Annotated in this window: 13 protein-coding genes; 3 read left to right on the forward strand and 10 right to left on the reverse strand. The window is 45.6% G+C overall.

Annotation, left to right across the window (positions count from 1 at the left end):
* Nucleotides 1–131 precede the first annotated feature (131 nt).
* Genes P5G61_RS13430 through rpmG form a run of 4 tightly spaced genes read right to left on the reverse strand, consistent with a single transcriptional unit; the run spans nt 132 to nt 2,931 of the window.
* Complete coding sequence (locus P5G61_RS13430) at nt 132–1,199, reverse strand: metal ABC transporter substrate-binding protein (protein ID WP_301247008.1); 1,068 nt, start codon at nt 1,197–1,199, stop codon at nt 132–134.
* Nucleotides 1,189–2,079 carry a metal ABC transporter permease gene (locus P5G61_RS13435; RefSeq protein ID WP_301247010.1) on the reverse strand — a complete coding sequence of 297 codons (891 nt, stop codon included), beginning with the start codon at nt 2,077–2,079 and terminating at the stop codon, nt 1,189–1,191. The genes P5G61_RS13430 and P5G61_RS13435 overlap by 11 nt, the downstream gene beginning before the upstream one ends.
* Nucleotides 2,025–2,732, reverse strand: coding sequence for a metal ABC transporter ATP-binding protein (locus P5G61_RS13440; protein WP_024631974.1), 708 nt, complete (start codon nt 2,730–2,732; stop codon nt 2,025–2,027). Before P5G61_RS13440 ends, P5G61_RS13435 begins: the two co-directional genes overlap by 55 nt.
* A gap of 49 nt (nt 2,733–2,781) precedes the next feature.
* Nucleotides 2,782–2,931: a 50S ribosomal protein L33 gene (gene rpmG / locus P5G61_RS13445; RefSeq protein WP_024631975.1), complete on the reverse strand. Its 150-nt coding sequence runs from the start codon at nt 2,929–2,931 to the stop codon at nt 2,782–2,784.
* A 174-nt stretch (nt 2,932–3,105) separates the two neighbouring features.
* Here rpmG and P5G61_RS13450 point away from each other — a divergent pair, with 174 nt between their 5' ends.
* The gene (locus tag P5G61_RS13450) at nt 3,106–3,954 is read left to right on the forward strand and encodes a stalk domain-containing protein (protein WP_301247016.1); all 849 of its coding nucleotides are present in this window, start codon (nt 3,106–3,108) and stop codon (nt 3,952–3,954) included.
* Between the two features lie 67 nt (nt 3,955–4,021).
* On the opposite strand, the gene P5G61_RS13455 is transcribed toward P5G61_RS13450, so the two are convergent.
* Nucleotides 4,022–5,221: a GTP-binding protein gene (locus tag P5G61_RS13455; protein ID WP_301247017.1), complete on the reverse strand. Its 1,200-nt coding sequence runs from the start codon at nt 5,219–5,221 to the stop codon at nt 4,022–4,024.
* Nucleotides 5,222–5,492: 271 nt separating this feature from the next.
* Here P5G61_RS13455 and P5G61_RS13460 point away from each other — a divergent pair, with 271 nt between their 5' ends.
* Both P5G61_RS13460 and P5G61_RS13465 read left to right on the forward strand, forming a co-directional pair.
* The gene (locus P5G61_RS13460; protein WP_301247018.1) at nt 5,493–6,536 is read left to right on the forward strand and encodes a permease; all 1,044 of its coding nucleotides are present in this window, start codon (nt 5,493–5,495) and stop codon (nt 6,534–6,536) included.
* An 82-nt stretch (nt 6,537–6,618) separates the two neighbouring features.
* Nucleotides 6,619–7,602: a TIGR03943 family putative permease subunit gene (locus tag P5G61_RS13465; RefSeq protein WP_301247019.1), complete on the forward strand. Its 984-nt coding sequence runs from the start codon at nt 6,619–6,621 to the stop codon at nt 7,600–7,602.
* Nucleotides 7,603–7,687: 85 nt separating this feature from the next.
* Here the strand turns inward: P5G61_RS13465 and P5G61_RS13470 are convergent, their stop codons facing one another.
* From P5G61_RS13470 to deoC, 5 genes are all read right to left on the reverse strand, one after another.
* Entirely contained in the window at nt 7,688–8,989 is a 1,302-nt protein-coding gene (locus P5G61_RS13470) for a pyrimidine-nucleoside phosphorylase (RefSeq protein WP_024631978.1), read from the reverse strand.
* Nucleotides 8,990–9,307: 318 nt separating this feature from the next.
* A complete protein-coding gene (gene deoD / locus P5G61_RS13475) occupies nt 9,308–10,015 on the reverse strand; it encodes a purine-nucleoside phosphorylase (protein WP_024631979.1) in 708 nt (235 codons plus the stop codon).
* A 145-nt stretch (nt 10,016–10,160) separates the two neighbouring features.
* Complete coding sequence (gene deoB / locus P5G61_RS13480) at nt 10,161–11,339, reverse strand: phosphopentomutase (protein ID WP_079344643.1); 1,179 nt, start codon at nt 11,337–11,339, stop codon at nt 10,161–10,163.
* A 30-nt stretch (nt 11,340–11,369) separates the two neighbouring features.
* Nucleotides 11,370–12,560, reverse strand: a complete 1,191-nt coding sequence (locus P5G61_RS13485; protein WP_024631981.1) for a NupC/NupG family nucleoside CNT transporter — start codon at nt 12,558–12,560, stop codon at nt 11,370–11,372.
* 279 nt (nt 12,561–12,839) lie between these two features.
* Nucleotides 12,840–13,514, reverse strand: a complete 675-nt coding sequence (gene deoC, locus P5G61_RS13490) for a deoxyribose-phosphate aldolase (protein ID WP_079344641.1) — start codon at nt 13,512–13,514, stop codon at nt 12,840–12,842.
* Between the last annotated feature and the right edge of the window lie 210 nt (nt 13,515–13,724).

Raw genomic sequence — 13,724 nt, forward strand, 5'->3', positions numbered from 1 at the left:
TCTGCGTGGCAAAAGGCAAAGGAATGGCACAGCCATTCCTCAGCATGTTGTATTATTGTACCTTTTTCGATGACAGGCATCAAATGGATTATCTTTTTTGTCAATTCAGCTTGTTACTGAAGCATAACGTGCTATTCATTCAGGGCCAGTTTCAGCGCCTCCAAATTCTGCCGCATTACACCGATGTAGTCCATTCCTGCCGCGATTTCCTCTTCCGTCAACCCTTCGATCGGGTTTAACACGGCCGTTTTGGCCCCTACTTCATTGGCGATGGTCTCTGACACTTTGGATGAAACCAACGTTTCGAAGAAAATCGTCTTCACCTGATGCTCCTTGGCAAAATCAATAACGGCGGCCATTTGCGCTGCGGAAGGCTCTTGTTCTGGAGACAGCCCGGCAATCGGTACTTGCTGCAGACCATATTCCTGTGCAAGATAGGCGAATGCAGCATGCTGTGTGATGAAATCTTTACGTTTGCTGTCCGTTACAGCCGCTTTGAAATCCTGATCCAGTGTTTCCAGTTTGGCAACGTAGGCGTCGGCATTTTGCTTAAATTGCTCCACATGTTCCGGTGCAGCCTGTGCCAATCCAGCCTCGATATTTCGTACTTCTTTCACGGCAAGTGCAGGTGACAGCCACACGTGGGGATCAAGTCCGCCGTGATCGTGGTCATGTGTATGTGCCTCTTCTGCTTTTGAATCATGATCATGCTCCTCTGTTGTGGCGTCATCCGCATGATCATCGGTGTCTGTTGTGTCGGCATGTTCATGCTCATCTTCTTCTGAGCCTTCCAGCAGATCAATTCCATGGCTCGCTTCCACTTGAATGAGTTTGGCATTGGCGAGACTGTCCGTAACTTGATCGATCCAGGATTCCATACCCGCCCCATTATAGACAAGCACATCCGCTTTCTCGATGCTTGCAATATCCTGTGGTGTCGGCTCCCAGTCATGCGGCTCCATACCTGCAGGAACGAGTGTATGAACATTAGCCAGATCGCCTGCAACATTTTTGGTGAACTCATACATTGGATAAAAGCTGACTTCAACGTTTAGTTTGGCCTCTTCGGTCTCCGCCGAAGCTGGCGTGTTAGCCGAGTTGGTACTGGAATCGGAAGCAGACTGGTTCTGTCCACAACCGGAGACGATGAGTGTAAGGCTGAATAACAGTGCTAGTGCTGATCTTTTATTAAGTTTCATGTCGTGTATTCTCCCTTGAATGTATGAATAGCGTTGCGCGTTGTTGTTTTCTCGCTTTGCGATGGCGTTTACGGTTATATCTTGCAATCAGCTTTTGAGCTGATATTCCAATCAATAGAAAGACCAGCAGGATGAGAGCAATGGTTCCTCCCGGTGGTGTGTTTAAATGGTAAGAGGTGGTCAATCCACTAAAAATACCGATTAATCCGGTAACGACGGCGATAACAATCGCTGCTGCAAAACTGCGTGACAATCTCAGTGCGAGGGCAGCTGGAAGCACAATTAATGCGGACACGAGCAACACGCCGACAATCGGCATGGCTGAAGCAACGGTCATTCCTGTCAGAACGGCAAATGCAAATGATAAACCTTTAACCTGAATACCTCCGATGGAAGCTGTCTCTTCATCAAACGTGAAATTGTACAATGGTCTTCTGAGCACGATGAAAAAAATCAGACCGATAACACACACAGCTGCCATAATCCACAACTGCATATCACTAACTGCAACGATGGAACCGAACAGGTAAGAGCTAAATGTCTTGGACAGACTCGTTTTCAGACTCATGAGTACCACAGCAAGGGCAAGCCCAGATGTCATAATGATCGCTACAGGGACCTCGCTATACGTCAGGTAATTTCGCCGGAGTTGTTCCACCAGCAATGCACCGATAATCGCAATCGCAAATCCACAGATTACCGGATCCAGGTTCATCACGGAACCCAGGGCAACTCCAGCCAGTGAAACATGGGATAACGTATCCGCCATCAGCACCTGGCGTCGAAGCATCAGATATACTCCCAGAATCGGAGCAATGACTCCAATCAGTCCGCCTGCCCAGAAGGCACGCTGCATGAATTCGTACTCAAACACTGCCATTCCTCACTTTCTTGCCGTTCCAGGGTAATGGTTCGGTCCAATCGATCGCCCATCTCTTCCAGTCCGTGGGTTACCATAATAATGGTCAGTCCATGGACATCAGCATAGTGGCGCATCAGATCATAGAACCCTTCACGGCTGCGCCGATCCATCCCAGTAGTCGGCTCATCCAGCACGAGAACCTGAGGCTCGCCTGCCAAGGCTCTGGCAATGCAGATTCGCTGCTTTTGTCCACCCGACAGTTCACCAACTCGGGCGTTGCGGTATTCCCACATGCCAACTTCCCGCAAGCTGCGTTCCACAACAGCTTCCTGCTCGGAAGTGAATCTGCGGAACAAGCCGAGCTTACGGTAACATCCGGATCGCACCAGTTCGATCACCGTACTGGGAAATCCACTATTGAACGATGCGACCTGTTGGGGTACATACCCGATGTTCAGCTTGCTGCCACGTACGGACTGTGCATCCATATGTACCGTGCCGCTCCAGGGCTGTAACAGCCCCAGCAGCAATTTCAGGATAGTTGTTTTCGCAGAACCATTGGGTCCTGTAATGCCCACGAACTCCCCAACATGGATATCCAGCGACAGTTGGTCAATGACAGGCTCTTTGCCGTATCCGAATACCACATCACGCATGGAAGATAAAATCATGGTTTTTCCTCTTTTCGTAAATATTACGATGTAAAAATGACAAAAAAATTTATCTTGTTTCCCGGTGAATCGTCATCTTCTTCAATCGTGGAGAATACTTCTTCAATTCGATCCGTTCTGGATGGTTACGCTTGTTCTTGGTTGTTGTATAGTTGCGATCTCCGCACTCGGTGCAGGCTAAAGTTACAATGACTCTCATGGATATGGCCTCCTTCAATTTTTCTAATCGTAATGATTACTGTTTAATGATATTAGCCCATGCTTATTCTTTTGTCAACTCCATTTCTGCTATAGTAAAAATTTGTATGCACATTATAATTTCATATGATATACTGCTGGGGTATCATTATACTTTCACCTACGGAGGAACTAGATGAAGATCAAAAAATCAACTTTTATTGGGTCATTAGTAGCATGCAGTTTGGCTTTCGGTGCCCTGGGTGTGGCAGCTTCAAACGGAATTCAGGATATTGAAGCAGCACTCGACAGCAATATTAGCTTTAAAGTAAACGGTTTGTCTTGGACACCAAAGAATGAAGCTGGAGACAAACTGAATGCACTAGTTTATGACGGTGATGTTTACTTGCCTGTAAGTACCACAGCAGAAGCATTGGGAGCCAACGTATCTCTGAATGTTAGCAACAAAGTTGTAAGTATTACTAATTCAGGTAGCGGTAACTCTAGTAGTTCAAGTAATAATAGCAGCAGTACCGGTACTAAAGGTTCTGAAGATTCAAGTAAACCAAGTAGTTCGAGCACTTCAGGATCAATCAAGATGACTGGAACTGAGGCTCAGATGATAGCCAAATTGCAAAAAGAATCTTTAGCACTGATTAAAATGTATGGTAAAGCACTTAAAACGGGCAGTACTAGTGAGTTCGATAAATACATAGATGACAAAGTCATTGAAAATGCCGAGATTGACTTTTTTGATCGAGGCAAGCAGTATCAAAAAGATAAATTCAAGACTAAAGTTAAAGGTATCATTGCAGCAAATGATAAAAAAACACTGACCAAATATGCAGATCAATTGATTAACGTCAAATCAGCTGATTTTAAAGTGATTTCAATGAATGACAAAACCAAAATAAGCCAAAGTTACAAAGCCATCTATTATCCACAAGGGTGGACGGGTTCCTTTGGTGTGTATCTTTCCTTTGTGTTTAGTCCTCAAAAAAGCGGCAACGGCGACTTTTATCTCGGAGATTTGTACTTTAACTAAAATCCTTTAACCCAAATCATTGATCTTTAGGTGCACGATTGCACTTAAAGATCTTTTTCTTTTCACTTTAACTCCATGCTGGAAATGGATCTTTTAATTCTCGCCAATTCATCAGCATTTCTTCTTCTGTAAGAAGTGTCTCATCCAGCGTTCGTTCGATCTCCACGCGGTCCATGTCTATCCCGATGAACACCAGTTTCGTTACCCGATCTCCCCACTGCTCATCCCAATCCGGAATAGGTGGAAGTGTATCACCAAAATGCATTTGTCGCTCTTCTTCACTCATCGCACCCACCCATAATCCGGCAGGCCCCAACTGCTTGGATGTTCCTGCATGACTGAAAGATACCGCCATATGATTACGTGTAGCCAGCCACATTAAGCCTTTGGAACGTACGATACTTTCAGGCCACTTCGCAATCCAGCGCAGCAAACGTTCCGGATGAAACGGTCGTTTCCGGTGGTACACAAACGAGTGAATGCCATATTCCTCTGTCTCGGGTGTATGTTCTTCCTTCATTAATTCGCGGATCCAGCCCGCAGACTGGCTTGCTTTTTCAAAATCAAACCGTCCGGTATTCAGTATCTCCCGTGGGTCAATCTGTCCATGGGTTGTACGAATGAGTCGGGCCTCCGGCTGCATCGCATGTAGCGCTTTCTCAAGCTTGATCAGCTCGTCTTCCGATACCAGGTCACACTTGTTCAAAATCAGCACATCACAGAATTCAACCTGATCTGTCAGCAGATGAACGATTCCCCGTACATCGTCCTCTCCGGCTTCCTGCCCCCGATCCCTTAACGTTTCTTTGGAATAGAAATCGCGCCAGAACTGGGCAGCGTCCACTACCGTTACCATCGTATCGAGCCGCGTAAATTTCGTTAAATCAATCCCAAGTTCTTCGTCAATGTACGTAAATGTCTGGGCAACGGGCACAGGCTCTCCAATGCCTGTAGATTCAATCAGTATGTAATCAAAAGAACCGTCTAGCGCAAGCCGCTCTACCTCTTTCAGCAAATCCTCACGCAGCGTGCAGCAGATGCAGCCATTGGACATCTCCACTAGTTTCTCATCAATGCGTGACAATCCACCTCCATCCCGGATCAAGCCAGCGTCAATATTAACTTCACTGAGGTCATTTACAATTACAGCAACTCGCATGCCCTCCCGATTATGGAGTACATGATTAAGCAATGTCGTTTTGCCTGCACCCAGATATCCACTTAATACGGTCACCGGAACTCGGGGTTGTACCTGTTGTTCTGTCATTTCAATGACTCCCTTCTAGTTATCCTCTCAAAACGAATGACTGAATGCTATGTAGCTTCCACTCGACCCATAGGCTGAATGTAACAATTACTTAATAGTAATAATTACGATTAATAACTCAAACTATACCTGATCCTTGTTTCTTTTGTCAACATGTTGGCATCCTCAGACATCTAAATCGTAAGAATGTTGATTAATTAAAGTGAACGAGTATGATGCGGACGGTACAAGCATATATTTTACCAAAGTCCCGGTTCTGGAGGTCTATCCCATGAAAATGGCAGCTAATCTAAAGCTCCTGTCATTCCTTATACCCTGTGCATTTCTTGTTCCCGTATTGATTACGATGGCTCCCGATCTGCATGAGGCATGGAACAGCGAAGCCTTGCAAAATATGAAAACCATATTCATAAGTATTTTTCTCGAAGCGGCTCCATTTCTGCTCATAGGGGTGTTATTATCTTCATTTATGCAATGGTTTGTATCTGAAGAAATGGTGAGAAGACTAACTCCCAAAAACCCCATTGGTGGTGTTCTGGTAGCGGGTCTGCTGGGTATTATCTTCCCCATCTGTGAATGCGGCATGATTCCGGTTGTCCGCCGATTAATGAACAAAGGCATGCCCGCCTACATAGCGGTCACGTTTATTCTAAGTGGTCCTGTCGTAAATCCAATTGTATTTACAGCAACCTTGCTTGCATTTCCGTCCCACCCGGAAATTGTGATTGCCCGTATGTTGCTTTCTTTTGCCGTAGCTGCCTGTATTGGGATGTTAACGTATATGTTCGTTCATCATAATCCTTTGAAAATGTCAAAACGACGTGAATCAGCCATCGTGCAAACTCATCCGGGATTTAAAATGGCAAAGCCTCATTCACATTCAGCCGAACATGATCATGATCATGTTCATGACAAAAACTGGCGCAGCTTTTTCATCCATGCCGGTGACGAATTCGTCGATATGAGCAAATATTTGGTGATTGGCGCTCTCATTACAGCTTGCATTCAGACTTTTATCAGCCGCAGTGATCTCATCTCTTTGGGTAACGGGCCTGTCGCCTCTTATGCGTTTATGATGGGCTTTGCGTATGTATTGTCTCTCTGCTCGACATCCGATGCTTTCGTAGCCTCTGCCTTCTCTCACACTTTTGCGTTAGGGCCACTGTTATCCTTTCTCGTCCTCGGTCCAATGCTTGATTTCAAAAGCACACTGATGCTGCTCTCCACCTTCCGCACCCGGTTCGTTATTGGTTTGAGTCTGGCCATTATTATATTGGTTTTCGCCGGGTCGTGGTTGATTAACCTTTTGGCATGAGCATATAAGAGAATGTTTAATCCCGCCTATCCGGGAAAGCATTCACGAAGTCACGATTTGATCAAAAGAGGTGATTAATTACATGAACCATCCTGGTTATACGATGTCCAAAGCTCCTGTTTCAAAATCTCGCCCTATCCAATGGCATAACCTAATTCGTGCGCTGTGGATCGGCGGATTGGCTGTATACATCATTCATTTGAATTCAAGCGATTCTCTTCATTATTATCTGGCACCAACAATGCAACGATTGCTTCTCTGCTGCCCTGTTCCCTTTTTGTTTATTGCTGCTATCATGGCCTGGCACGGACTGTTTGGCAATAGTCAGCTCCATTGTGATTGTGAGCACCCGCCTCCTTCGGGATGGATACGCAGCTCACTGATTTATGGCTTGATTGCCATTCCATTAATCTTAGGTTTTCTTTTGCCCGATCATGCGTTAGGTAGTTCCATGGCCAGTCAAAAAGGTATGTCACTATCCTATGGAACTCCAGAGATTCGTCGAAAAGAGCCTTTGCCTGATGCAGCAGAACTGGACGTTAAGGATCTTTCAAAAAAAACAACGACTGTTGAATCATCTGTGTCTGCCGCGAAAGTACAATTCGTACCCCCGGATGAGTACAGTCGTGAATTTGCTGAACTGGCAGAGAAGTTATATGCGGAATCGGTCATCAAGGTATATCCCGAAATCTTCTCCGAGACATTGGGTTCCATTGATATGTTCCAACAGCAATTTGCAGGCAAGGCTATCTCCCTTACCGGATTTGTATACCGGGATAAAAGTATGGATCATGAATCGCATTTTGCATTAGGACGATTTCTGGTCATGTGCTGCCCTGCAGACGCGGCACCCTTTGGTGTGATGATTCATGTCCCGAATGCAGACAGCTTCCCTACAGACAGTTGGGTACAAATTGATGGCACAATAGGATCGGCTCAAGTGAACGGCGAAGACACCATTGAGATTCGTGCAACAAAGGTAACACCTGTCGATCAACCCTCCACACCATATATTTATACCAATGCAGATTCCGTTATGGCATATGATAAGTTAAAGGACAAATGAGAAAAGACCCGAAGCTAAGGAAGCATAGCTTCGGGTCTTTGAAATTTCATTCAGACATGAGATTAGATCTTGTCTGACTTGTAAATTATTCCGTTACGATATCATGTACCAGCACAGGTGCATCGGCATGATCCGAAATTGTAATGTTTTCTTTGATCTTCGCGATCACGTCTGCCACGTCTTCACGATTGGCATGGATGGTTACGAGGGATTCGCCAGCTTTAACCTGGTCACCCACTTTTTTGTTCAGCATCAAGCCCACAGCGAGGTCGATCTCGGATTCCTTCGTTGCACGGCCTGCGCCGAGCAGCATTGCAGCAGTACCGATTTCGTCAGCGACGATCCCAGCTACATATCCGTCTTTATCCGCTGGTACTTCAACCAGATATTTCGCTTGTGGCAAGCGATCCGGATGATCTACAACTGAAGCGTCTCCGCCTTGGTTTGCCAGGAAGTCCTTGAATTTCTCCAGCGCTTTACCGTTCTGGATCACTTCTCTCAATTTCTCCTCAGCATGCTCCAGGGAGTCTGCTTTGCCAGCAAGGAATACCATTTGACGTCCAAGTGCCAGACAGAGTTCTTCCAGATCTTTCGGTCCTTTACCTTGCAGCGTGAGAATGGCTTCTTTCACTTCAAGTGCGTTACCGATAGCCAGACCCAGTGGTTGGGACATATCGGAAATGACAGCCATCGTTTTGCGGCCTACATTGTTACCGATGCTTACCATGGCATGTGCCAGTTCTTTTGCATCTTCCGTAGTCTTCATGAATGCACCAGCACCTGTTTTGACATCCAGTACGATGGCATCGGCACCTGCTGCAATTTTCTTACTCATGATGGAACTGGCGATCAGTGGGATGGAGTTAACGGTAGCTGTAACATCACGCAAAGCATAGAGCTTTTTGTCTGCCGGTGTGAGGTTGCCACTTTGACCGATAACCGCGACTTTATGTTCGTTAACGAGTCGGATGAACTCTTCTTTCTCCAGCTCTACATGGAAGCCTGCAACGGATTCCAGTTTGTCTGTTGTACCACCAGTGTGACCCAATCCACGTCCGGACATTTTGGCAACAGGAACATCGAGAGCTGCAACGAGTGGTGCCAGTACCAGTGTTGTGGTATCGCCCACGCCTCCCGTGGAGTGCTTGTCTACCTTGATGCCTTCAATTGCGGACAGATCAATCGTCTCGCCCGAGTTCACCATGGACATGGTCAAATCTGCGCGTTCCTTGTCTGTCATATCCTTAAAGAATATGGCCATCGCCCAAGCGCTGACTTGGTAATCCGGGATTTCTCCTTGTGTATATCCTTGAACAACAAAATCAATCTCAGCTGTTGTCAGTTCTTTTCCGTCGCGCTTCTTAGCAATAATGTCTACCATTCTCATGATGATCTCTCCTTCGTTGTGGGTGTTTTACACGGGTCACTCCGATGGCAGAACAACCTTCCAACCGCTGTTATCCCCAGATTTTTCTGATTCCCTTTTATAAAGGGAAAATCCGGTGATAAAGGCGGACGCTTCGCTTCTTCAGGTTTTTTCTGCCCTCTTCGTTATCGTGTAAATTTTATGGTTTTTGTAATTTGGAAACTTGGAGACAAAGGCGAACGCGTTGCTTCTTCAGAATCGATTCCGTTTCCTTCACTACGCTCGTGGAACAAAAGTTTCGATCAAAATCAATTGATTATTGAATATAAAATGCAACAATTACAGTGTGATTGCTGTTTCCAGTGCTACCACCATCATGTCGTTGAACGTTTTTTGGCGTTCTTCGGCTGTAGTTTCTTCACCTGTCAGCAAGTGATCACTTACAGTAAGGATGGTCAGTGCATTTACGCCAAATTTGGCAGCGAGTGTGTACAGTGCTGTTGTTTCCATCTCAACGCCCAGTACGCCGTGCTGCATCAATTTCTCAGTCACGGAACGGTCGTCACGATAGAAGGAATCAGAGCTGAATACGTTACCGACATGGATTTTCATGCCTTTAGCCGTTGCACGGTCATAGGCTTCTTTCAGCAGGGAGAACGTCGCGATTGGGGAAAAATCATATCCACCAAATACAAGTTTGTTCATGCTGGAATCGGTACATGAAGCTTGAGCAAGGATAACATCCCGAACACGTACGTGCTCTTGCATGCCTCCGCAAGTTCCTACACGAATCAGGTTTTTCACGCCATATTCGCTGATCAATTCGTTGGCATAGATGCTGAACGATGGAATCCCCATGCCCGAGCCTTGCACCGAGATGCGGTGTCCTTGATATGTACCCGTGAACCCGAGCATTCCGCGAACCTCATTGTAACAAACGACATCTTCAAGGTACGTATCCGCAATAAATTTTGCACGCAACGGGTCCCCTGGCAAAAGGATTGTTTCTGCGATATCTCCGGGTTTAGCTCCAATATGTGTACTCATGATTAAATCTCCTCCAGTTATCCATCAGTTTGAATGAAGGCCAGGGACCGGAGCAGCAGAAGCTGCTCCAATGGTTATCCTGTCCAATTTTATGTTCTAAGAAAATAAAGCTTTCCCCAAGTTCAGTTAAAGATAAGAATTCGGACTACTTCAAATCCTTCAGGAAGCTTGTACCGTATTCCGGCAGTTTCACGCCGAAGTTCTCAGCTACTGTTGCACCAACGTCTGCAAACGTGCTGCGCAGTTCAAGCTTTTTACCCTCGCTGAAGCGCGGAGAGTACACAAGCAGCGGAACATACTCACGGGTATGGTCCGTGCCACGATAGGTTGGGTCATTACCATGGTCAGCTGTGATGAGCAGCAGATCCTCGTCCGTCATTTTGCTAAAAATCTCAGGCAGACGAGCATCATACTCTTCCAGTGCTTGAGCGTAGCCTTGTGGATCACGACGGTGTCCGAACAAGGCATCGAAGTCAACCAAGTTCAGGAAGCTGAGTCCAGTGAACGCTTCATCCATTGTTTCGGACAGTTTGTCCATGCCATCCATGTTGGAAACGGTACGTACAGATTTCGTTACGCCTTCTCCATCGTAGATATCTGCGATCTTACCCAAAGCGATTACATCAAATCCACCATCTTTGAGTTCATTCATCACGGTACGGCCAAACGGTTTAAGTGCGTAATCATGACGGTTAGCTGTACGCTTGAAGTTACCCACTTCTCCTACAAACGGACGGGCAATAATGCGGCCCAGCATGTACGGATCGTCGAGAGTAATCTCACGACAGAACTCACAGATTTCATACAATTCTTTCAGTGGAACAACATCCTCATGAGCTGCAATTTGCAGAACCGAATCTGCGGATGTATATATAATCAGGGCACCTGTTTTCACATGCTCTTCGCCCAATTCATCGATGATTTCCGTGCCGCTGGCCGGTTTGTTCCCGATCACCTTGCGGCCTGTTTTTTCCTCAATGCGCTGAATCAATTCATCCGGGAATCCGTCTGCGAAAACACGGAAAGGAGTATCAATGTACAGGCCCATCAGTTCCCAGTGACCCGTCATGGTGTCTTTCCCTCTGGATGCTTCCTGCATCTTGGTATAAAAGGCTTTTGGTGCATCCGCTACAGGGACACCCTCAATTTCCTTGATATTGGACAGTCCAAGACTGGCCATATGAGGCATTTTCAGCCCTCCGCGTTCACGTGCAATGTGACCAAAGGTGTCGACATCGAAATCATCGAATTCTGCCGCATCCGGCGCTTCACCGATTCCCACTGAATCCATAACGATTAGATGTACTCTTTTGAATGTTGACATAACTTAAGCACTCCTTCCAATAATCCGGCTTTACAAGAACAGTCCGGCGATGATCGCAGACAGCACGCTGACAAGCGATGCACCGTAAAGCAGTTTCAGACCGAAGCGGGCCACCACGTTACCTTGTTTCTCATGAAGTCCCTTCACCGCACCGGCAATAATACCGATCGAAGAGAAGTTGGCGAACGATACGAGGAAGACGGATACGATCCCTGTTGTTCTGGCAGACAATGTAGTCTGTTTGGTCAGATCAAGCATGGCAACGAATTCGTTGGATACCATTTTGGTAGCCATAATACTTCCCGCTTGAATCGCTTCTTTCCAAGGAACACCCATAATGAAGGCAAATGGTGCAAACACATAACCAAGCAGTTCCTGGAACGAAATACCGAGTACTGCACTAAAGATCCCGTTAACAAGTGCGATCAAAGCCACAAAACCGATCAACATCGCTGCTACAACGATTGCAACTTTGAAACCATCCAAAATGTACTCGCCCAGCATTTCGAAGAAGGATTGTTTCTCCTCTTCCTGTACTTCCAATATATCTTCTTCCTCGGTAACCTCATACGGATTCACGATGGAAGCGATGATAAAACCGCCAAACAGGTTCAGCACAAGTGCCGTAACCACATATTTCGGATCAATCATGGACATATAGGCACCGACAATCGACATCGATACTGTGGACATCGCCGAAGCACACAAGGTGTATAGCCGATGTTTTGGCAGCAACCCAATTTGTTTCTTCACAGAAATGAACACTTCAGATTGCCCCAAAACAGCCGAAGCAACCGCGTTATATGATTCCAGTTTGCCCATTCCGTTGACTTTGCTTAATACCAGACCAATATATTTTATAACAAAAGGCAAGATTCGGATATACTGCAATATACCAATGAGCGCTGAGATGACAACGATTGGCATCAATACACTGAGGAAGAATGGCGCGCCCCCACTGTCTGCACCAACGGTAGTCAAGCCACCGAATACAAACGAAATACCGTCATTCGCATAGCCAAGCAAACTTTCAAATACGTTCGCGAAACCGCTAATCAAAAAGGTACCCACTCCTGTGTTTAACAATGCGTATCCCAATATAACTTGCAGAACAATCATGATAATTAGTGGACGATATCGGATCTTCTTCTTACCGTTGCTGACTAGATAAGCTAGTCCAAATACAACAAGTATACCAAGAAGGGCAATTAGGAATTTCATTCTATCTCTCCTTTGAAGGTAGTTAAGCCGGATGTTCATTCAGCTCAAAGGTTTCCCATAAATGTGAAGAATTAACCTTTCAGAAAACGGTTGAAGCGCTTACAATAAATTCGGTCTTTTGTGATACAGTTATAATCAAAAAATGGAAAAGGAAAATCAGGATCAGATTTAAAACTTGTTCTCCACATCCGTCCAAAGCGAGATATGAAGAACAAGTTACCTTTTAAATCATCCAAGCATTCCATCTGCTGGAATTTATCGTGCTAAGTTACTCACGAATTAATAATTAGATGTAGATTGTTCGCCTTGCATGATTTTCACACCGGAACTTGCGCCAATGCGAGTTGCTCCTGCATCGATCATTTTTTGCATATCTTCCAGGCTGCGCACGCCGCCAGAAGCTTTAACACCCACATCTGGACCAACTGTACGACGCATCAAAGCGATATCTTCTGGCGTTGCTCCACCCGTAGAGAAGCCTGTGGACGTTTTGACAAAGTCAGCTCCAGCTTTTACTGCTGCCTGACATGCACGTACTTTCTCTTCATCCGTCAACAGACAAGTTTCAATAATGACTTTCACCAAAGCTTTACCCGCTGCTGCTTCAACAACTGCACGGATATCCTGTTCCACAACGTCATCTTTGCCGTCTTTCATCGCACTAATGTTGATGACCATATCCACTTCAGTAGCACCTTTGGAGATAGCGTCTTTGGTTTCGAACACTTTGGTTTCGGAAGTGGAAGCTCCCAGAGGGAAACCGATAACAGTACAAATATCTACGCCAGTTCCTTGAAGTTGTTCAGCAGCATAAGCTACCCAGCCCGGGTTAACACATACAGAAGCAAACTGATATTGTTTCGCTTCTTCGGTCAATTTGGCCATTTCACTTTGTGTTGCATCTGCACGAAGCAAGGTATGATCTATCATTTTGGCTAATTGTGGTGTAGTCATTTGAATCTCCCCTTATCTGAACTAGTTATTTTCTATATCCTTACCCTATCATGAACATATGTAAAAATCAATATGAACTTTTGTTCATTGTTGAAATCTTAATACATTCCATGAAAACTTCATTAAACAAAAGACTTCCCTACCGGGAAGAAATCGTACAATATAGCTTTTGTCTAAGAAAGCAAAACATCCGCCCATGTCGCGTGGCAG

Source organism: Paenibacillus vandeheii (assembly GCF_030433635.1).
Lineage (GTDB): Bacteria > Bacillota > Bacilli > Paenibacillales > Paenibacillaceae > Paenibacillus > Paenibacillus vandeheii.